At 52.2% G+C, this 22669-nt stretch carries 13 protein-coding genes; 7 read left to right on the plus strand and 6 right to left on the minus strand.

Annotated features, from left to right (window positions below):
• The first annotated feature begins 1873 nt into the window (after positions 1-1873).
• Both M3194_RS24710 and M3194_RS24715 read left to right on the plus strand, forming a co-directional pair.
• Complete coding sequence (locus tag M3194_RS24710; RefSeq protein ID WP_251656758.1) at positions 1874-5254, plus strand: S8 family serine peptidase; 3381 nt, start codon at positions 1874-1876, stop codon at positions 5252-5254.
• Positions 5255-5287: 33 nt separating this feature from the next.
• On the plus strand, positions 5288-9574 hold the full coding sequence (locus M3194_RS24715; protein ID WP_251656759.1) for a S8 family serine peptidase: 4287 nt from the start codon (positions 5288-5290) through the stop codon (positions 9572-9574).
• A 112-nt stretch (positions 9575-9686) separates the two neighbouring features.
• Here the strand turns inward: M3194_RS24715 and M3194_RS24720 are convergent, their stop codons facing one another.
• From M3194_RS24720 to M3194_RS24735, 4 genes are all read right to left on the minus strand, one after another.
• Positions 9687-12242 carry an outer membrane protein assembly factor BamB family protein gene (locus tag M3194_RS24720; RefSeq protein WP_251656760.1) on the minus strand — a complete coding sequence of 852 codons (2556 nt, stop codon included), beginning with the start codon at positions 12240-12242 and terminating at the stop codon, positions 9687-9689.
• A gap of 106 nt (positions 12243-12348) precedes the next feature.
• Positions 12349-13434, minus strand: coding sequence for a HupE/UreJ family protein (locus M3194_RS24725; RefSeq protein ID WP_251656761.1), 1086 nt, complete (start codon positions 13432-13434; stop codon positions 12349-12351).
• A gap of 473 nt (positions 13435-13907) precedes the next feature.
• Positions 13908-14990, minus strand: coding sequence for a Gfo/Idh/MocA family protein (locus M3194_RS24730; RefSeq protein ID WP_251656762.1), 1083 nt, complete (start codon positions 14988-14990; stop codon positions 13908-13910).
• Positions 14991-15038: 48 nt separating this feature from the next.
• Positions 15039-16802: a glycoside hydrolase family 2 protein gene (locus tag M3194_RS24735; RefSeq protein ID WP_251656763.1), complete on the minus strand. Its 1764-nt coding sequence runs from the start codon at positions 16800-16802 to the stop codon at positions 15039-15041.
• Positions 16803-17010: 208 nt separating this feature from the next.
• Here M3194_RS24735 and M3194_RS24740 point away from each other — a divergent pair, with 208 nt between their 5' ends.
• The 5 genes from M3194_RS24740 (at position 17011) to M3194_RS24760 (ending at position 21119) form a co-directional block, all read left to right on the plus strand.
• The gene (locus M3194_RS24740) at positions 17011-18240 is read left to right on the plus strand and encodes an ABC transporter ATP-binding protein (protein ID WP_251656764.1); all 1230 of its coding nucleotides are present in this window, start codon (positions 17011-17013) and stop codon (positions 18238-18240) included.
• Positions 18237-18911: an ABC transporter permease gene (locus M3194_RS24745; RefSeq protein WP_251656765.1), complete on the plus strand. Its 675-nt coding sequence runs from the start codon at positions 18237-18239 to the stop codon at positions 18909-18911. Before M3194_RS24740 ends, M3194_RS24745 begins: the two co-directional genes overlap by 4 nt.
• 17 nt (positions 18912-18928) lie before the next feature.
• Positions 18929-19825 carry a glycine betaine ABC transporter substrate-binding protein gene (locus M3194_RS24750; protein ID WP_251656766.1) on the plus strand — a complete coding sequence of 299 codons (897 nt, stop codon included), beginning with the start codon at positions 18929-18931 and terminating at the stop codon, positions 19823-19825.
• 14 nt (positions 19826-19839) lie between these two features.
• Entirely contained in the window at positions 19840-20472 is a 633-nt protein-coding gene (locus M3194_RS24755; RefSeq protein ID WP_251656767.1) for an ABC transporter permease, read from the plus strand.
• 89 nt (positions 20473-20561) lie between these two features.
• Positions 20562-21119: a P-loop nucleotide/nucleoside kinase family protein gene (locus M3194_RS24760; protein WP_251656768.1), complete on the plus strand. Its 558-nt coding sequence runs from the start codon at positions 20562-20564 to the stop codon at positions 21117-21119.
• Between the two features lie 14 nt (positions 21120-21133).
• Here M3194_RS24760 and M3194_RS24765 read toward each other — a convergent pair whose 3' ends face one another.
• Entirely contained in the window at positions 21134-21679 is a 546-nt protein-coding gene (locus M3194_RS24765; protein ID WP_251656769.1) for a hypothetical protein, read from the minus strand.
• A gap of 74 nt (positions 21680-21753) precedes the next feature.
• Positions 21754-22629 carry an AraC family transcriptional regulator gene (locus M3194_RS24770; RefSeq protein WP_251656770.1) on the minus strand — a complete coding sequence of 292 codons (876 nt, stop codon included), beginning with the start codon at positions 22627-22629 and terminating at the stop codon, positions 21754-21756.
• Between the last annotated feature and the right edge of the window lie 40 nt (positions 22630-22669).

Consider the following 22669-nt stretch of genomic DNA (forward strand, 5'->3'; position numbering starts at 1 on the left):
TCCTCCTAGACGAATGGTTCTGAACATACGTGTCTCGCATCGGCTGCGAGTGCTTGCTCATTGAATGAATCTCGTTAGGGGTCTCGCAATAGGCTGAATTTACGTGCCATTATCTCGTGCTGGGCCTTTCTTTCCCTTCAGGGAATAAATTCTCTCCTATTTTTTATTTTTCATTGGAACTTTCAAGTAGGGGACTCTCCTAAAATGACCAACCTCCTTGATCGAACTGAATACGAACAGAAACTCAACCAAATGTCATGAAATATAACATATAATAGGCAGGTTTCTGAAGAGATTATATAATCTATGATTTTCTCACGTCAATAAGTATATTTAACTAAACAAATAGAATAGTAAATGTTATTTTCATGTCATGTATGAAATAATTAATGTTACTATTTATAACAAATAAATTACATTATTGTTACTAATAATCGAAACCTTTTCCGTCCAAAAACTCCTCCGGCCTCCAGTGATCACGGGCATCGGAATGATACGTTTAGCTGAGGCCGGGGCCGTACAGGAAGCCTTGTCCTTGCGTCAGCTCGTAGGTCATGCTGTCCGTACGCAAATACCCTTTGCCTCCTCGACGATACGGGGAAATAAGAAAAAAGCCTGCGGCAATCAGCCGCAGGCAACAATAGAGAATATATTAAGGGGGGGTCATGTCCTTTATTGTAGGAGCCGATGATGAAAGGAACCTGAGCAAAATATTACAGGAAGATTACAAATGATCCTGGCGCAAAATGAACAAAAAAAGCAGCAGACGTTTTGGGAAGTTGAGCTTTACAACCTCGCCAAGATGGTATTAAAAGCAAAAGCTAAGGACAGTCTTAATCCAATTCCACATAAATCCACCCCCTTTTGTAGATCGATCGTTCTCATAATATGAAATTGATCCTAGTTTTGTCAAGTGTGGCTTGAGCGGAATTAGAATAGAAGGTCTTAAACAAAACCGAAATTATCTTTGCTAAGACAACCGAACGCGCGTAGTCTAATGACTAAGATTGATTAAGCAACTGTCTAACGAATTCTTTCGTGTTTGAAAAGTGAATAATTGAAGAGAGCTGTGGAAATCCAAAGTTACGTCATAAACCTGAGCAATTAAACCGCACCCGTTGGCTCAGGCCCACTTGGCTGTGGCCGATCCATGATCATGCATGAGTAACTAAATCAATTCCTCTGTGGCGCTAGCGGCTGCTTGCATGCAACATTTTAGTGAGTGAACCTCTTCTTGAGGCGGCCTCGAGTGACATACCTGCTAAAAAAAGGAATTGCGACGTCATAGCCAAAGGCGTGAAGAAGAGCCAAGAGTAGGCATTTTTCTCATCGGCGGACTTTTTAGTGTAGTGACCCTGCCCAAGCGATGCTTGGGCTTATTTGCCGTTGCCACGGATTAGACTCGAGGGAATTGACAGAAGGAGACAAGAAGTCATTTGCACTATTTGTATACAGAAACATAGTTCAAAAGTATTGCATTTGATAGTCTCGTCGTAAGGATTAGAAAGAGGTTTTGAAAAAAAGTAGTAATTTTATCACATTGCATGTCAGATAATAAAAAAATGTTGTTAAAATTTATTATTATTTTGAAAGAAAAATGTAATTTTTCGCGTGTTAATTAATAAAACGTCATATATGTGATATTGTAAACGGTTCAATAATACTTGACCACTAATTCTATGTGATGTAATCTAACAAGCAATTATTGTAAGTCTATTTGTACTATGATACAATTCTCTTAGTTGTAAAATAGTTGTAAAAAGTTATTGAATATTTGATAGATTCGCCGTTGAAAGGCAGGTGAACCTGCAGCAGGATTCATTTATTTCTTACGCCTATAGGTCTTATTTCTGTTTATTTGGAGGATGACAACTTGAAGAGAGAATTGGTAAAGAAGTCGATAACAGTCGCAGCCCTTTGCTCGCTGCTGTTCGGCTCGGTGGATCCCGCGTTCTTAAACGCGGCCGGAACGGACGATAGAAAAAGCGCCTGGACCGCAGAGACGGCACCACAAGACAACGTCGTGCAGGTCGCGCCGTTAACAGATGAACCGAAGGATGGGGCTAAGCCCACCCTGCCGGGCAAAGCAAGCCTAGCCGAAGCAGGCGGACGAATCATCGTGAAGTATAAGCCTGGTCACCAATCGGCTTCGACTTCAATTCTTGCGACGGCCAAGACGAAGAGCAATGCCTCGCTTCCGACATTAGGCGCTTCGCTCGTCCAGCTTGCGAACCCTGCTGACGCGGCGAAGGTGCTCGAAGCGCTGAACAAAGATCCCAACGTCTTATACGCCGAGCCGGATTTCCGAATCTCTGGTTCGCGCCTACATATGGACGGTGCTCCGGCGAAGGACGAGAAGGAAAAGGACGTGAAAAACAAGATCGTGAAGGCTGCCGCCGAAGCGGCTAAGGCTGCGGAGGCCGACTCGCCGAATGATACATATTTCCCGTTGCAGTGGGCGCTCCGCAACACGGGGCAAACCCCGCCGTTCAATTACAATCATCCGCTTCTAGATGGATATCCCGGGGAGCCTGGGCTCGATATCAAGGCACCAGAGGCTTGGACGGTGACGCAAGGAAGTCCGAACGTCACGGTCGCCGTCATCGATACCGGCGTACAGGCGGATCACCCGGATTTGGAGGGCAAAATCTGGACCAATCCGAAGGAGCGTGCCGGTAACGGAGTCGACGACGACGGGAACGGGTTCGTCGATGACGTTCACGGCTGGAATTTTGCTGGAGGCAGCAATGAGACGTACAGCGAGCTCGACTGGGAGGATCACGGTACGGCCGTGGCCGGCGTAATTGCGGCAGGCACGAATAATGACATTGGCCTTGCGGGAATTGCGCCCGATGTGAAGATCATGCCCGTGAAGTACATCGGAGAAGGTGGCTATGGCTACATTTCGGATCTGATCGAGGCAATCGCCTACGCGGAGAGGAACGGTGCACAGATCGCTTACATGAACGCGGAAACGTACACCTTCAGCCAGGCTATGAAGGATGCTGTCGATTCCTCGTCCATGCTCTTCGTCGCCGGTTCCGGCAATTACGTCGTAAATACGGACGGCAGCCCATCCTATCCGGCTTCCTTCGACAGTCCGAATATGCTATCGGTCACTGGTATTGACAACGAAGGTAATCTTACTGCAGATGCCAATTTCGGCTACAAGAGCGTTGACGTAGCCGCTCCTGGCGAAGCGGTCGCCACGATTGTACAGGTGTCGAAACCGGGGCATGCCGCTGAAATAGCAGATCCTGCTAACGGCTCCAAAGTCATCTTTAACGGTATCGCCTTCGAGAATATCCTCGATGATGAGGATGCGGACTACAATTATCGCCAAGACGCGTTTGATGTGGCCATGGATTATCTCGAGGCATCCAAGTATGACGCGAGCAAGAAGATATTGCTCGTGCAGGACGACTTGTCCAATTTCACGAGTATTCCAAGCTCCAATAAATTAGAAAAGTATAAAGCCCTGCTGGAGGATTACGCTGGCGAGGTGACAATCGTACAGTCGGCGCCGGATGGTGGCGACGGCCCAACATCACAGGAAATGTCTGAATATGACGCTGTCATTTGGTTTACGGGCTCGGCGGATCGATTGAATATTTCGAACCTTACCGAGAACGATCAGAAGAACTTGACTGCCTTTATTCAAGGCGGCGGACATCTCATGCTGACGGGCTCAAACGTCTTGAACGGTCCTACCGAGGAAGGCGGAGATGAACCGTCGAGCATTATCGACACGCCATTCGTCAAGGACGTGCTGCATTTGGCGTTCGTTGACCAGTACTTCTACGACAAAACGGTCGGCTTGCCGGACACGATTTACGCGTACAAGGAGTACCCGCTGGACGAGGACAAGGACAGCTACAACTGGATCAAGTCCAGGGATCCGAAGATCGCCAAGATCGACTTGGTGAGCGTAATAAAGGATTTCCAGGGCAGCAGCTATGCTTATTGGAGGGGCACTGATATTGCGGCGGCGCACGCAGCGGGAGTCGCGGCACTGGTGTTCAGCCAGGACGAATCGCTGAGCGCACTCGCGGCGAAGCAGCGGATCGTCAACAGCGGCACACGCCTCAGCTCGCTGGCGGGCAAGACGCAGAGCGGGCGCCTGATTAATGCGTATCAAGCGCTGGCTGACGATGATGTGCCGGGCACGCCTTTCTCCGGCGGCAGCATATCCAACCGGCTCGATGACGCAAACGACCGGAACGATGTTTTCGCGGTAGAGCTCCATGCGGGCGAGGACGTGAACTTTGAACTGACGGGCGACGAGGGCACCGATTTCGACCTGTATCTATATTCGCCGGAAGCGGAAACCGTCAACTCGAACACCAATCTGCTGGCTTATTCGGAGAACGAGAAGACGTCCAAGGAGTCAATTGCCTATCAAGTAACGCAAACCGGGACGTATTACGTCAACGTCTATGCTCATAAAGGCAAAGGCGCGTATACGTTGACTATGGCGACTAATAACGGTATCGGCGATTACGAGGATACCAGCAAGTCGCTGGCGTTTACGGGAGATTGGTCGCAAGTGACGGGCGGAGCTTATACGGGCGGCAGCATGAAGCAGATTGACGCGAAGGGAAGCGTGGAATTCGCCTTCGATGGAAGCTACTTCGCATGGATCGGCTCGAAGAATCCGAAGCAAGGCATTGCGGATCTGTACGTCGATGGCAAGCTGGTAGCATCGCCGTCGCTGTACGCGGCGAAGCCGCTTGATAAACAGATCGTGCTTGAGAAGCGGTTGCCGTACGGACGGCACGCGATCAAGATCGTCTGGACCGGAAAGCATGATCCGATGGCCAAAAAATCCGATCCGACGTTCATTAACGTCGACGCCTTCGACGTGAAGCATCTGCTGCAGGAGACCGACTATGACGTCTTGTTCTCGGGTCAATGGACGTTAACCTACAGTGTGAACCATTATGGAGGCGAGGCTGCTTACTCGTCACAAGCGGGCGGCAGTGCGACGGTGTCGTTCGAGGGAACGAAGGCAACGGTCTACGGGAACACCGGCAAGGACCGGGGCAAAATCAACGTCTATATCGACGATAAGCTGGCGACACCGGAACCGGTTGATCTGTATGCAGCCGAGGACCACTTCCGTGCCGTCATCTTTGAAACAAGCAAGCTGTCTCCAGGCTCGCATACGCTGAAGATCGTCAACCTGGGCGAGAAGAACCCGCTGTCGGGCGGAACGGTTGTTCCGTTTGATGCCGTGGCGATCGCCTCCGAATAGAAGCTGACCATCTTACGAAAAGAGGAATCTCACTTGGCTAAATCCACTGTAAAAATACAACGCGCGGCCGCTCTTCTCGCGGCCTCCATGCTTCTGACGGCGCCTATCGGCGGCGTAAGTGAAGCGGCCGGCTCTGCCGGCGATGCACATCCTGCCGAACAATCTCCGCTTGGGAAGCCGGACACGGCACAGCTTCTAGCGCTGGCATCCAAGGGCGCTGCAAGCACGATGGCAGGCTCCATTAAGGAACCCGTTGTCATTGATCCCGGCATCGACACCTCCAAGAAGGAGGAAATTAACGTCATCGTGCAGCTGAGCGAGCCGCCGGTCGCTGCGGCCCAGCACGCTGCGGAGCTGTCGCGCGGCAGCTTCTCCGCCGCATCGGCCGAGCGTAAGGTGAGCTTGGAGCAGTCGACCTTCGTAGATGCCGTAGCTGACAAGGGCATCGGTCTGCACGTCAATTATAAGTACGATACGGTTCTGAACGGGATGGAAGTGACGGTCCCTGCGGATAAAATCCCTCAGCTGGCAGCCATGCCCGGCGTGAAGTCCATCAGCAAGAACTTGACCTATCACGCGATTCCGCTTCCGCCGGAGGCTTCCGCGGAGGGGGATGTAAATTACGATATCGATCCAATCAGCCAGATCGGCGCGGATGTTGCCTGGGCGAAGGGATTGACGGGTAAAGGTCTGAAGGTCGGCGTTATCGACACCGGCATTGATTATGATCACCCGGATCTGAAGGACGCCTATAAAGGCGGATACGATTCGATTAACAAGGACTACGATCCATATGAGGACCTGCCGGACATTAGCTTCGGCTTTGCGGGCTCCGAGCACGGGTCGCATGTCGCCGGGACGATTGCCGGCCGCGCGGTTAACCCGAATGCCGAGATGGTGCAGAAGGGCATCGCGTACGAAGCGGACTTATATTCTTATAAAGTGCTCGGCGCTAAGCTTAACCCTAGGACACTCGAGATCGATGTCACCGGCACCTCGGCGCAGGTCATCGACGGGATCGAGCATGCGATCAAGGACCACATGGACGTGATTAATATGTCTTTGGGGACGGATGAAGACAAGAGTCCGACTTCACCGGATTCCATCGCTGTCAATAACGCCGTTCTTGCCGGCGTCACGGCCGTTGTGGCGAACGGCAACGCTGCTCAAGAAGGTCCTTATTATTATTCCATGGGCTCGCCGGCAAGTGCGCAGCTTGCCATTTCCGTCGCTGCTGCGACGAGTGAGAGCAGCCATTTCAGCGGCAGCTTCACCGATTCGCTGACGGCGGAGCATCCCGCTTATTCGATCGATGCCATGGCATGGCCGATCGGCGGCGAAGATTTTGCCAAAACACTCGGGACGGAACCGCTCGATGCCGTGTATGTCGGCATTGGAGCGGACGAGGACTACCAGACGGACGTCGAGGGCAAGATCGTGCTCATCTCGCGGGGCAATCTCGCGTTCGTGGATAAAATTACGATCGCCAAGGAGCATGGGGCGAAGGCAGCTATTATTTTCAACGGCAATGTGCTGAATAACGACGATGCAACGGCCGATTTGTCCGAGCATATCGACGGTCGGGATGGCAAGATTGGCTCTGGAGCCTTCCTCGGCGAGAGCAACGACTATCTCCCTACTTTTGACATGTCCGGCATTGAAGGACGTGCGCTGGCAAGACAGATTCTCGATCCGGCTAATGAAGGCAAGCCGCTGCAGTTTACTTTTGGGCCGGAGTTTACGGAAATCGTCGTTCGGGGCGATACGATCGCGGAATTCAGCTCCCGCGGCCCAAACTCGGACGGCAGCTACGGCATAAAGCCCGATATTAGTGCGCCGGGCGTGAACATTCGCTCGACCGTGCCTGCTTATCACGAGATGGATTATGGGATCACGCCGGTGCCCGATTACGATACAGCGTACTACCGTCTAAGCGGCACGAGCATGGCATCCCCGCATATCGCAGGCCTCGCGGTGCTTATGAAGCAAGAGCATCCTGATTGGACCCCGCGCGATATTCGCGCGGCACTCGCTAACACGGCGGATACGCTCTATGACCTTGACGGTACGCAATTCGATGTCTACTCGCAAGGTGCCGGCAGGGCGGATATGGTGAACGCCATCTCGACGCCTGCAGTCTTGGAAGCGATGGATCTGATCAAGGTCTACGACGAGAAGCTGAACGAGAAAATCATCGAAAGCGAAGCAAGCAGTGTCAGCTTCGGGGCTATCAATCCAGGCGCTGAGCCGGTTGCAAAGCCGCTTCGCGTGAAAAACCTGTCTGACGCTTCGGTAACGTACGCGGCTTCGGTTGTCCTGCACCCGAAAGTGACATCGGATCCGACAGATCAAGTGCCGACGCCGGATGTGAACAACATTATCATGAAACTGGATGGACTCGGCGAAGGTGGAACCGTGACGGCGGAGGCGGGAGCCAGCCAGGCCTTCACGCTGTCGGCTGCTGCAGCAGATGGCGCGGCTCACGGCGTATACGAAGGCGAAGTGCGGTTGACAACCGAAGGATTGCCTACGCTGCATTTGCCGTTCGTTGTACACGTCGGCGATGATGCAGAGGATAACGACTTCGTGCTGCAGGACTTTGCATTGTCCGGCCAGCGGATCGTGCCCGGCGCGCCGATCGACGCGACTGCGACGCTGCTCGACGATTCCATGAACTACGCCGAAATCGACGTACTTGACCTCAATCAGGACTATGTGGGCACGGTGGCCTTTACGAACAACATCGACTTGGAGGCGCAAAAACGCTTGCCATTAGCGGCCGGGCCGATCAAGTTCGAGAAGCTCGATGGCAGCTATTATTTGGACGGAGAAGAAGATGAATACGGCTATGATATTGTCCGTCAACTGCCGGAAGGCCAATACATTATTTTGATGCTCGTTGCCCATCTGAATGAAATGAATGAAGTGGAAAACATCCAAAAGATGGGTTCGATGGTATATGTGCAAAATGATGTGAACGACGACGGGTCTGATAACCCGGGCAACCCGGGCAACCCAGGCAACCCAGGCAACCCAGGCAACCCAGGCAATCCGGGTCAAGGCGGAGGAGCTCCTTCGTCTGGCGGAATGGACCAGGGTGGCTCCTTGACCACGGACATGCTCGCGACCGTCGCATGGGCGGATCAGAAGGTCATCACTTTGACGGGCAAAGTCTCCAACGACGGTGGAAAAACGGTTGTTACCGTTACGGACGACGCGCTCTCGAAGGCGTTGGAGCAAGCGCAAGGCAAGCCTGCGGTCTTCGGCATTACGGCTGAAGGCGGCTCGGCAAGCGGAGCGGCTGCGCGCCTGACGCTGACCGCGGAGCAGACGAAACAGCTCGCGTCCGCACCGGCCGCAAGCTCTGTCGCATTCACTTGGAACGGAGCATCGGTTGCGATTCCGCTTGCGGCGCTGAAGAGCGAGGCCGGCCTTGCGGTCGACATCGCGCCAAATGCGAACGGCCAATCGCTGTACACCGTCGACTATCCGAAAGCAACCATCCTTGGTACGCCTTACGCGTTCGCCGCGTATACGCTCGTGGATGGCAAGGAGACACCGCTGAAGACGACTGCAGAGCAGCTGGTTCGCAAGGCGTTTGAACTGAATATGGGTATTGACGCCAGCCATGCCGGTGCGCTGTATGCAGACGGTAGTCATGCTTATCCGGTTCCAGCCGCATTCAAGAAATTATCGGATGGACACACGATTGTGACGATCGCGAATCCGGGCTTCTCGACGTATGCCGCCGCTGAACGGCAAATCTCGTTCACGGACACGAAGACGTCTTGGGCGAACGAGCAGATTCAGGCGCTCGAGGATAAATTCCTGCTGAACGGAACCTCCGCGACGACGTTTAGTCCGAAGAATAACGTCACACGTGCGGAGCTTGCGGCAATGCTGGTCAACGCGGTTGGCCTGGACAAGGTCGCGTCTAAGGCGCCGTTCACCGACGTCAAAGGCAACGAATGGTTTGCACAGGATGTTGCTGCGGCATATGAAGCCGGCCTGATTAAAGGTAACGGCGGCGCATTCCATCCGAATGATCCGATTTCGCGTCAAGACTTGACGGTGATGCTGGAGAGAGCGATGAAGCTGCTTCATGTAGAGCCGGCTGGCAACTCCACGTCCCGTCCTTATGCAGATGCTCAATCGTTCGGCTCGTATGCGCAAGCGAGCATTGAAAGTGTAACCGAAGCAGGCCTGATGCAGGGCAGCAAGCGGCAGGGCCGTTTCTACTTCGACCCTGCTAAGCCGACCACGCGCGAAGCGGCAGCGAAGGTGCTGTTCCAATTGCTTTCGGCTGCGAAGCTGATATAGCGCAAGGCTTGCCTTAACGCTGATAATGGCAAACTTTAAGCCAAACAAAAGCCCTCTATCCGTAAATCCGGATAGAGGGCTTTTCGCTATTATTCCAGCCTTGTTGGCGACCTTATTTCACTGAGGAAGTAAAGGCGTAGATATTGCCGTCAAAGGCGCCTACAACAAGCGCGTTGCCTGAGATCGCAGGTGAGGAAGCAACCCATGCCCCAATCTTGTACGACCACTGGATCTCGCCGTTTTGCTTATTCAGTGCATACAGATTGCCGTCGTTGGAGCCGATGTAGACCGTGTCGCCGGAAACGGCTGCGGACGAGATAATGCCGCCGTCTGTCGCTCTGCTCCAAAGCTTCTCGCCGGTATCGGCTTTCAAGGCTTCTGCGCTGCCGTTCGGGAAGCCCATATAGACCACGCCGTTGACGACGGCTGGCGAAGAGCCCGTTGCATCGCCTGGAATAAGCGATGGTCCGGCTTTGCTTTGGTATCGCCATACCTCGGCTCCGGTGTCCGCATCGAGCGCAACGATCAATCCGCCGCCGTAGCCCATAAACACTTTGCCGTCCGCTGCTGCCGGCATAGAGTGCATCCATCCGCCTGCAGGCTGCTTGCGCCAGAGCTCCTTGCCGTCTTTTGCATCCAGCGCGATCAAGTATCCGCCGTCTGAACCGACGTACACTTTGCCGTCCTTCACAACCGGAGAGCTCTCGGCAATCCAGCCGCCTGCGAGTTTGGCGGTCCATACTGTTTCGCCTGTCTTGGCGTTTAACGCCATGATCTCTCCGCCGTTCTTCGAGCTGTAAGCCTGATAGACGATACCGTCAGCAACAGTTGGCGAATAGTACATCCAGGCCCGATTTACGTCTTTCTCGCCAATGGTTTTCACCCACAGCTTGTTGCCTTTCTTGGCATCAAGCGCATACAGTGTGCCGCGAATGGAGGATGCATAAACGATGTTGTTCTCGACTGCAGGGGAAGCCTGGATTTGCGCATCCGGCTTGAACTCCCACTTCTTGTCGCCTGACGTAAGGTCCAGAGCCAGCACACGGTTCTGATCCGTGCCATTCTCATCTCTAGTACCGATGTACACGTTGCCGTTCACAACGGCTGGCGACGAGGTAAGGATGGTGCCATCGGTCAAATGGCTCCACGCCAGCTTCAGATCAGGCGCCAAGGCGTCAATCGCTTCACCGGTATGCTGCGCATTGCCGTGGAACATCGGCCAGTCAGCACCTTGAACAGGCAGGGCCGCTTCGCTTGCTTTAACGAGCGTAAAGGAGCTGCTCTCCGACCAGGTCTGCTTCCCGTCATCCGTCACGCGGACTTCAATGGTATGTTTGCCAAGCTTTTCTTTTCCAGCTTTCCAATCCGCCGACCAGGTCATTTCGCCGCTTTGCTTCAGCGTATGCCATTGTCCCCCGTCGATTCGATATTTTGCTTCGGTTACGCGGCTTGTCGTGTTATACGCATTCACCTGCAGCTGTACGTTGCCTTGCGGCACGCTGCTGCCCGGAGCCGGATTTACGATAACGAGATTTTTGTCCACGCCATACATTTTGTACGGATGTGTCTCCTTGCTGCCTTTGAACGAGATGACGCGGAAGCCGTTTGGCGTCTGGTCGATCGTGTAGGAGCTGGAGTTGGTCACGACATGATCAGCCGATTCGATTGTGTCGGTTGCTACGTCATTGACGTGCGTATGACCCATCAGGACGAGGCGGGTATTGTACTTGCCAAGCAAGTCGATGTACTTCTGAGCCTCGGCTGCGTCCGGCGTTTGCGGATTGTTGAATGGGCGATGGGTGATCACGACGATTTCTTTATGCTTGCCGGTCTGCTTCAAATCTTCGGTCAGCCAGGCCATCTGATCGGCTTCACGCATCCCCATATTATTTTCGAGCACGATAAAATGTTTATCCGCATAGTCGAAGGAATACCATTCCGGGCCAAGGTACGTCCGGTAACGGTCGATGCGGGCCGAGAAATCCGCGCCGCCTGTAAAGTCGTGATTTCCTACGGCAGGGTAAACGGGAAGCTTGGAAGTCGCCGAGCTCGCCAGAAAATCTTTGAATTCCGCATCCGAGGCGCCGTTCGTAATATCTCCGCTGATCGTGATAAAAGCGGGCGAACCGGTCAATGCGTTAAGCTCAGCCAATTGGCCTGTCAGCCGTTCACGGTTATTCGTTGTCCCGGCTTGAACGTGCACGTCGGCAATGCCTGCAAATTCAAAGTTTGGATTTTTGGATTGCGGAGCAGGCTGCAGCGCAAAGTTGGCTGTACGGCTTTCATTTTGCGTGAGCTGACCCAGATTTTGATAGAATTGCGGAATCTTGTTGTCGCTTTCTTGCGCCTTGTATCCGCTTGGTACGGTGACGAAGACGATGTCCGTCAAGCGTCTGTCGGGATTGACTACCAATCTGTACTTGCCTTGCTTGTCCGTAATGGAAATCGTCGCGCCATCGGATACGCTGACCCCGGAGAGGCCCTTCTCGTTCTTGTCTTGAATGCCGTTTCCGTTCTGATCGGCGAACACAACTCCCGTGACCGTCGTTTGGGGAATCTCCGCCATCGCGGGCTTGATCACGGCGGCAAGTGCGAGACCGGCCATGGTGAACGTCGTCAATCCTTGAATGGTTTTCTTGCTGCGAAGAAATTTGCGCTTGAAAGACATATTATTTTCCTCCTTCTTCCTATCTAAAATATAGATCCAGCAATCCTTATGGCGGTGGGCATCACTCCTTTCAATAACTTGGGGATAGGGCTAAAGAAAAAAGAACTTACATCATCATCCGCTCCATATACCAGTAGATACCGGAGACGAATACGAAGGCCACTGCGGCAATTTGCACCGGCCTGGACCAGCTGTACCGGCGAATATAGAGCAGGAGCGGGAACAGCAGGGAGATGATGAGCAGCTGTCCGCCTTCCACGCCGATATTAAAAGCAGCCAGTGAAAGCATTGAGCTGGCATTAATGGCACCGGTCATTTCGAGTGCACCGGCAAAGCCGATTCCATGCACGAGTCCAAAGCCGAAGACAACGAACGGCCGGGCTTTGCTGTCGCTAAGGAAGGAGGCCTCCAAAGCGACATAAGCGATGCTGAGCGCGATTAAAGGCTCGACAATTTCCGAAGGCACGGACAAAACATGGAAGGCGGACAGCCCCAGCGTCACGCTGTGGGCGAGTGTGAACACTGTTGCAATTCTGAATATGGAACGGAAGCTTTTCGACGTTAACACGAGCGCAATGACGAACAAAATATGGTCAAGACCAATCATGATATGGTGAAAGCCAAGCTGGATGAACCGCCAGGCCTGTCCGATATAGCTTGGATTGCCCAGCCCCATGTGCCGTTCTCCGCTGTTGAAGACAAATTGGCCTTCTCTGCCTTCCCATGAGTAGGCCGCAATATTGCGATGCATGGAGTCGTTATCGTCGAAGAAAATCGTGTAATCGACCTCTACGCCTTTGGCATTCGAGGGATTGGGATAGTTGAGGCTCAGATCGGCATAGTAGCGTCCCAGCTTGGATGTGATCTTCGTCTCTGCAAGCATGCCGTCAACCGCTTCTCCGTTGATATAGATTTTAAGATGAGCGTTCACGTAGTCGAGTACAGCCTGCTTGTTCTGGTCCAGCAGCGCCAGCAGCTCCGCCTCCGATTGGTCGGGACGGGCATCCAGCATAACAACACGTCCGAATTCAAAATAATCGAGCATGAGTTCATAGTTCAGCTGGCGGGATGCGGCGGATATTTTAGAGAAGCCCTCACTATTATCTGTATGGGCTGACACCTGCGACACCGGCATTAGGGCAAAGATAAGCAGGAACATAGCGATTAAAGACAGGGACCATTTTACGCGCAATTTTGACATCCTCCACACCATATGACATTTTCTAAGATTGGTATTCATATTGTGGCGGTTATGTTTGCGCATGATTAAAATCCAGTTAATATCAGGTAAATTTGGATAATCGATAGAATAGTCCTGCGTCATTCATCGTAGAGAGAGGTCTAATGATATGGATTTGGAACATGAGCGAATGAATAATTGATAGGTGAATTGGCCTGCTGGCATGTTGCTTGTCGGGAAATACTCGGGAGGGTGCTCGGGAGGCGTGAAGGTGGCGGCATACCGGTAAGGGGTAGTGGAATTCATCTCCAGCGACAATAAGTGCCCCGCCTTGCTTTTAGAGCAAGGCGGGGCACTTTATTGATGACACGCATCAATCCTGCGGTCATTTAGCTGGTTAGAGATCCGATTGGACTCTTAATGTTAAAGCAGGCGCCGTTTCCATAAGGAGAGGGCGCCTGCTTAGTTACTATCGCGATAACGGATTAGAAAGGCAGCTCAATGGCAACTTCGCGTTTAGCGGCGGAGGAGCGCAGCACGCCGTCAATAATGGCTTGCTGAATGACGATCTGCGAGCCCGGAATAGGGGCAGGACGTCCTTCGCGCACGGCTTCGGAGAAATCCCGAACCTTCTCGTTGAAGAGGTTAAGATCGGTATTCGTAACCGGAACCGGCGTTTCGGTCTGCTTGCCCATAAAGTCGTGGAACAGCTTCATCTCGCCGACGCGGCCATCCCAAACGCCGGACCAGTTGCCCGTACCGTAAGGGTTTACTTTCAGGCCGCCTTCTGTTCCTAGGAACATGGTGGAACCAAGCGTATCCATGTGCATTGCCCAAGAGATCTTGAATTGAAGCACCAGATCATTCTCGAAGCGCACAAGCGCTACTCCAAAATCCTCAACCTCGAATTTGCTCGCTTCCGGATGATGAATGGGATTAGTGCCGAAATAATTGGACGTATAAGCCGATACCGTAAGGGGCTTCGGATAACCAAGTGCATTTAGCGCCATATCGAGCGAGTAACAGCCGATATCCGCCATTGCGCCGGCCCCGGCGAGCTGCTTGCTGATAAACGTGCCCCCAGGCATGCCGCGTCTGCGGCCGCCGCCGGTCTCAACGTAATAGACCTTGCCGAGCTTGCCGGATTGGACGATTTCGTTAACGACCTTCATGTTTGGATCATAACGGGGCTGGAAACCGATCGTCAGCATATTTCCCGTTTCGCTGGCGACTTGAACCATATCAATCGCTTCTTCCAAGGTAACGGACATCGGCTTTTCGAGCAGGACATTTTTGCCTGCGCGCAGCGCGTCAACGGTTGTTACGTGATGGGAGGCATTTGGCGTACAGATGCTGACTCCATCCAGATCAAGCTCAAGGAGCCTGCGATGATCATCGAAACCGATGGCTCCCGGCAATTGCTCGCGCGTAACGAATTGATCCGCTTTGCCCGGAATCACATCGGCAACGGCGACAATCTCAACGTCCTGAAGCTGTTTGTAGGCTCTTACGTGAGCAGAAGCGATACCGCCGCTGCCGATAATTCCAATACGTTGCATTTTTGACATGAAACAAATCCCTGCCTTCTCATGAACTGTGGTCATTGGAAGCCGATCTTACTGCAGATTGATTTTTCTGATCTTCTCCATAGCAATCTTTGGCTCCCGGTTGATCGTAAGCAAGCCGTTAACCTCCTGCTGCACATCCGTAATTTGCGTGTAGCAGAATCCGCTTACATAATCGAGATTCTTGATTGCTTGTGTAATTCCTTCATAACGGGCCAAAAAATCTTCTTCGTTTTTTACTTGGTTGCCGTAGCCCCAACCGGATTCGCTTGTAAACGCGATGCCGCCGTATTCGCTAATGATAACCGGCTGGCCTTTGTAGCTGTATCCGTTAGCGAACGGATAGCGGTATTTATCATGCGCGAAGTCGTTGCTGAGCAAGGCGTCCTTATCCTTATAACGTGCCTCGAGCACAGAGCCGAGCTCCTCGTAGTCATGCAGCGTAATGATATCCGAGATCGTATGCTCCCAGCCGTCATTTACAACAACGGGTCTCATCTGGTCATACGATTTGGTCAGATGATAGATCGATTCGGTGAACTGCTGCTGCTTGCGATCCGTGAAGATTTGTCCGATTCCCCATGATTCATTGAACGGTACCCATGTCACAATGGAAGGGTGGTTATAATGCTGGCGGACAACCTCCATCCATTCTTTCGTGAACCGCTCTACGGCGTCATCCCCAAATTCGTAGGTGGCGGGGATCTCCGACCAGACAAGAAGGCCTTTGCGGTCCGCCCAGTAAAGGTATCTCGGATCCTCCAGCTTCTGATGCTTGCGCACTCCGTTGAAGCCAAGCGCTAATGTCTTATCAATATCTTCGATAATCGCTTCCTCGGATGGAGGCGTCAGATGCGTATCTTCCCAGTACCCTTGATCGAGCAGAAGGCGTTGGTACAGCGGCTGCTTGTTCAGCAGGATGCGGTCGCCTTTAATTTGAATGCGGCGCATGCCGAAGTAGCTGTATACGGTGTCGACCGGCTGGCCGTCTTTTTTCAGCACAACCTCAACATCGTACAAATTCGGATGATTCGGATGCCAGGAATGAATTTTCCATTCATTTACGTCGTTCATGACGCTTAACTCCGTCTTCAGGAACATCCGGTCTACATTCGTTTCCGAAGAACGGATCAGCTTCCCGTCATATCGGATAATCGTCTGCAGGGTCAAGCCTTCGAAGGAACGAATGGTGCTGCCCAGCTCGTATTCGAACGTAACCGACGCTTCTTCCAGCTTAGGCGTAATCTTGGCTTTGTTCACATGGAAGGTATCGACGTATTCCAGCCATACGGACTGCCAGATGCCCGTCGTCTGCACGTACCAGCATCCATAATTCTTGTCCGTCCAGCGCTGTTTGCCCCGGGGCTGCATCGTGCTGTTGCCATCCTCGGCCCGGACGGTGATGCGGTTGTCTCCGCCTGGCTGCACAGCATCCGTAATATCAAGGGAGAATGCGGCATATCCGCCTTCATGAGAGCCGATATAAACACCGTTTACCCACACCTTAGCCAAATAATCGACGGCTTGGAAGTGAAGCACCACGCGCTTGTCACCAGTCTCCTCCGGAATCGCGACATTCTGCTCGTACCAGACGCACGGATGGAATTTCTCCTCGCCGATGCCGCTTGCCTTTGTTTCGTAGGTGAACGGAACCTGAATCGAACGGTCCGCATCCAGCTGGCTGTACCATTTATTCCGCTCTCCTTCAAAGGAATCATCAAAGCGGAAGCTCCATTCACCGTTCAATAATTGCCACTCATCGCGTACCCATTGCGGGCGCGGATAATCCTTCACGTACTTGTGCGTACTGGTCATGTCTTTTCATTCTCCTTTTAGTTAACTGTTAGGTTAATATAAAGATTAAAAAGTTCATTATTCTCGTACATATTATGCTAAATATAATCCCTTACGTCAATACATAGGTTAATTAATAAATCATTTGGTTAATTGAATGTGCATTTGGCATTATTTGCACGCGAATCGGAAAGTCTAAGTTTAAGAAAATTCGGAGGTTAACCCGCAAATGATCCGATTCGAGAACGTGAGAAAAATATACGATGATGGTTTTGAAGCGTTAAAAAAGATTAATTTGGAGATAAAAGAAGGCGAATTAACGGTATTGATTGGTCCCAGCGGCTGCGGAAAGTCCACGCTTATGAAGCATATTAACCGATTGAACAATCCGACAAGCGGCAAAATATTTATCCGCGGCAAGGACATCTCGAGTATAGATCCTACCCAGCTTCGGAGAAGCATCGGTTATGTGATTCAGAACGTGGGTCTATTCCCGCATATGAATATTGCCAGGAACGTTGCCGTTGTCCCGAAATTGCTGAAATGGGATAAAGAGAATACGGCCCATAAAGTCGATGAGCTGCTTCGGATGGTGAATCTGGACCCTGATGTTTATCGGTACCGTTATCCCTCGGAGCTTAGCGGCGGACAGCAGCAGCGAATTGGCGTTATTCGAGCGCTTGCTGCCGATCCGGACGTGATTCTTCTGGATGAGCCATTTAGCGCGCTGGATCCTATCAGCCGGGAACAATTGCAGGATGAGCTGATCCGCCTTCAACAGGAGCTGAAGAAGACGATCGTATTCGTCACCCATGACATGGATGAAGCGATCAAGATCGCGGATACGATCGTTCTCATGAAGAGTGGGGAAATTGTACAGACCGGCTCTCCTGAGCATATTTTGCGGCATCCGGCAAATGAATTCGTTACGAGCTTTATCGGCAAGAAGCATCTGACAACCGATACACTTGATCCTGGTTTAACCGTTGATGACGTTATGTCGGTCAATCCGGTTACTGCCTCTCCAGAACGCGGGATGGCGGCGGCGATCCAATTCATGGAAAGACATCGAGTCGATTCCTTGATCATAGTCGGTAAAAAAAGAGAGCTGCTCGGTTATGTCTCTGTATTCAACGTTCTAAAAGGGTACAGACATGAAGACAGTCGTTTGGGGGACATCATGAAGCCATTTGTCCATGTCGTGGAATCCGGCTCGTCTGTCGCTCTTGCTTTAACGCTGATGAATGAGCACGGTTTGCCTTATGTACCTGTTGTTCGGGATGGACATCTTGTAGGACTGGTTACGAGGGGCAGCGTGGTAAGGCATATGGCAGAGATCTATAATCCCGACGATATGAGCTTGGAGGAGCTTACAGCGGAAGCGGAGAAGCTGAAGGAGGAGACGCCGCTTGAGCCTGCGGAGGAAGAGGAAGAGGAAGAAGGGGGAGAGCACGCATGATGGACTGGCTGTCTGAATATGGAGTTTTCCTAACGAGCAGACAAGGAGATATTCTGATTGCTCTTCGCGATCATATTTATATTTCCGCTCTTTCCATTATCTTCGGAGCGATTGTGGCTATCCCGGTCGGCATATGGCTGGCGGGAAGCCGGATTGGCTGGCTTAACCATTTTGTATTTACCATTGCCAATGTGCTGCAGACGATTCCGAGCCTGGCGCTGCTCGCCATTCTGATACCGCTGCTTGGAATTGGCCGTACACCGGCTGTCTTCGCGCTGTTTCTCTACTCGATTATGCCGATTATGCGCAACACGTACTCCGGCTTCAAGGCCGTTGATCCAAACGTGATGGAAGCGGCCCGCGGGATGGGCTACAGCCGCATGCAGCGATTGCTCCGCATTCAGTTGCCCCTGTCGTTCCCATACATCATGTCGGGGCTGCGCGTTACGACGGTTTATATTATTAGCTGGGCAACGCTTGCGACATTAATCGGAGCTGGCGGTCTAGGCCAGCTTATCTTCTCCGGACTAGGCGTCAATAAGAAGGAGCTGATTGTAACCGGCGCCGTTCTTGCCGTTGTTTTGGCGCTTGCGGCGGATTATCTGCTGGGACTCGCGGAGAAATGGGTAACGGCCAAGACGAAGAGCACGCCGGCATCCGGTACTGTATGACGGCAGGGGGGATTGGAATGAAAAGGCGCGTAAGACTCGCACTGCTTGTCGTTACGATCATCTCTGTCTGCAGCTTGCTGCCTGGCTGCGGCAATGGGAACACCATTATCATCGGGACGCAGACCTTCTCTGAGCCCAAGATTATCGCTAATATGTACAAATTCCTCATTGAGGACCGGACGGATATGAGGGTGAAGGTGTTGCCCGATCTGGCAACCAGCACGGTTGTTCTGGATGCCTTAACGAAGGATGACATTCAGATGGCGTCGCTCTATTCGGGAATTATACTTGATAACTACTTCCCAATTGAGCGCACGAATGATCGCGCCAGTATTTTGAAGCAGGCACAAGAGGGGTTCGATAAGCATTACGGGCTCAAATGGTTCGATTCCTATGGCTTCGAGAATACGTATGCGTTTACGGTTCGCAAGGATTTGGCGGCGAAGGAGCAGCTTCAACGAATATCCGACGTGAAGGATAAAGCACAGTCGATGAGACTTGGAGTCGATACGTCGTGGCTGGAGCGTGCGGGTGACGGCTATGAGGATTTTAAGAAAGCCTATGGCATTTCGTTCGGCAAGGTATATCCGATGGAGGTTGCGCTTGTTTACAACGCGGTGGCAACGAATAAAATGGACATCGTCGTTGCCTATTCCACAGACGCGCGATTGAAGGAATACGATCTGGTAACGCTTGCGGACGATAAGCATTTCTTCCCGCCTTACGATGCTTCACCTGTTATTCGGAAGGAAGTATTGGAGAAGCACCCGGAGCTTCAGGAGATTATTGACCTGCTTATCGGCAAGCTGGATGCAAAGACGATTATTGATCTGAACTACGAGGTTGACGTGAATAAACGCAATGAGAAGAAGGTAGCCGAGGAGTATTTAAAGAAGGTCGGATTGCTGAAATAATGGAGTGAGTCGAGATGGAATTGTTTCTCCGCTATGTTAGAGAAAATTGGGCTGATCTGCTTGTTTTCACGGGGCAGCATATTATGATGGTGCTAATCGGGCTGCTGCTAGCGCTAGTGGTTGGCATACCGCTCGGAATATTGGCTTCGCGAAACCGGGTGAGCGCGCGGATCATTCTTACGTTGGCGAATATTATCCAGGTATTCCCGAGCCTCGCGCTGCTGGTGCTCTTGATGGTGGTCTTCGGCCTTGGGACAACAACTGTTGTTGCGGGATTGTTCCTATACTCGCTGCTGCCGGTTATTCGGAATACGTATGTGGGGCTGACCCAAGTGGATAAGTCTATTATGGAAGCGGGCAAAGGCGTCGGAATGAGCCCGCTGCAGATTATGCTGAATGTGCAGCTGCCGCTGGCCCTGCCATTTATGCTGACGGGAATACGGATCGCGGCGGTTATTGCGATTGGGGTTGCTACCATTGCCCCGCTTGTAGGCGGGGACGGACTGGGGCGAGAAATTTATTCCGGAATCAATATGAATAACTCTGCTCGTCTGTACGCAGGAGCTATTCCTGCCGCGATTCTGGCTCTGCTGGCTGACTTTGCGCTGGAACGGCTGCAGAATGGAACAAGAGTTGCCGGGAGGTAGACTCCGATCGGAAGAACCATCGTCTATTTTGGCGATGGTTTTTTGTTGTATGATGGGAGGAGCAGTCAAAGAGAGGGGAAAAAACAGTGATGGATCAGCCTTTAGTAATCGTCATTAATGGATTTCCCGGCGCGGGTAAAACGACGTTAGCGAAGCGGTTATCATCGGATTTACGGCTGCCTCTTTTGTCCCGGGACGGTATATATGAAACCCTGTTTGATGCTTTAGACTGCGAGACGCACGGATCGCCGCCTATGCTGGCACCGGCGGCATTTACGGTTTTATATTCGTTCGCCGGAACATTGCTGGCTGCGGGACAATCGTTCCTTATAGAAGGCTTCTTCGGCCGGCCGGAATTAAGAAGCGCCGAATTTCTTCGATTGAAGCGGGAGCATGAGTTTGAGCCTTTTCAGATCATGTGCAGAGCAGACGGAGAAGTGCTTGTGGAGCGTTACTATGCCCGCATGGGATCAGAGGGGCGCCATGTCGGACATAACGATCGGGAATGGATTGAGCAAGAGGGGAACAAACGGCGGCTGTTACAGGAAGAGCTTGCGCCGTTATCGATTGGCGGGACGCTCGTTGAGGTGGATACAACTAACGGGTTTGACTATGAGGAGTTGCTGAGGAGCATAAATAAACCATGACGATCCCTTTGTTATTATTTCTGCACCGCCGGCAGCAAGGCTACCCGGTAATGCGGGATAACTTCGATCCGGTGGAAGACCGCGATCTCAACGCCTTCGAACCGCTCAACCTGCGCTTGGTTGACGAACGTGTGAACGGTACCTTTGCGAAGCGGGGTAATGGTCAGACGCAGCGTGGATTGCTCCAGCTCGTTGTAGAAGTCTTTTAGCCCGATGCTCCATGTCTGGCCGCAATAAATGTGGTCGGTCAGCAACCGGCTGTTCAGGAACGCCTGGGCAACGCCGCCGTCATAATCAATCTTGAGCCATACATCCTCTACATGCGAAGGCCAATTACCGGCGAATTGCACCAGTGCCGTTGTGTCCGAGGTCTGCGTTACGGTAATCTCCGGCGTATAGGCGGGTACCTCGAGCGAACACGTGTGGAACACGCCTTGCTGCTGAAAAGGTACAATCTGACTGTTATTGCTGATAAGCTCCGTCTTTGGCGCCGGGAACAGGGAAACGGTGAATGCCGGGCTTCCCGGTGATGTGCATACCAGCCGGTTATGATGAGCCACGACAGGACTGCCGCTGATCGCGACGGTTGACTGCCCCCAAAGCTCGAAACGGTAAGTCTGAAGCGCTTCGGACGTTACCCTTTCGGGGTATTCCGGAACTGAGTAGGGGATACGCCCATGTATTTCTTGAACAGCCGCGAGAAATAGTAGGGATCGGAGATGCCGAACTCGGCGCAAATTTCCTTGATGCTCAGATTGGTCAGCGCAAGCATCTGGCCGGCCCGCTGCATCTTCATGCGAAGGAAGAACTCGATGGGCGGACAGCCCGTCTCCTTATTAAACAGATAGATAAGATGCTGCTTGGACAAGCCGGTATGCCCGGCTAATTCGGGGAGGGTGATGGAGTCAGTCAGCCGATCGGTCATGTAACGGATCGCCTGCTCCATGTAATCCTCTCTTTTTTTGTCTTGAATGGTTGTCGTTAAGCCGACGTGGCTGAGAAGATGCCTGATGCTCTGGGAGACATGAATCTGCGCGGGCATGGAGTACGGCTTGTCCGACAAGAGGGAATAGCATTGCTGGAAATCCTCCAGCCATCTTGCATGCGTGGCAACAGGGAGCAGCAGGCCGGTGTCCAGCCCATAGGTTTGGATAAGCTCCAGCACATGCCGGCCATGCAGATGCATCCAATAAATCGTCCAGGGGTTGTCCTTGGACGCGCCGTAACGGTGAGGTGTTCCCGCCGGGATGACAACAAGCTGCCGGGGCGATATCTTCATCTGGCTCCCCGTTTCAAGCCAGCCCTCGCCATCCGCGCAATAAATAAGAATGTGGGAATCACAGCCCTCCATTCTCTCCCGGTAATGAAACTGAGCCTTTGGAAAACAGCCGATATCGCTGACGTACAGCGTGCTGGTCAGTTCATTGGCGGCAAGTTCCCCCAATATATAATCAGGTTGAATAAATAGCTTCTGCGATTCAAAACCGTCTTTTTTCCGGGTCTCATCCATTTGTAGTTTCCTCCATCGGTTATAAGAATATCATCCATCA

It is taken from the genome of Paenibacillus glycanilyticus (genome assembly GCF_023715145.1).
Lineage (GTDB): Bacteria > Bacillota > Bacilli > Paenibacillales > Paenibacillaceae > Pristimantibacillus > Pristimantibacillus glycanilyticus_A.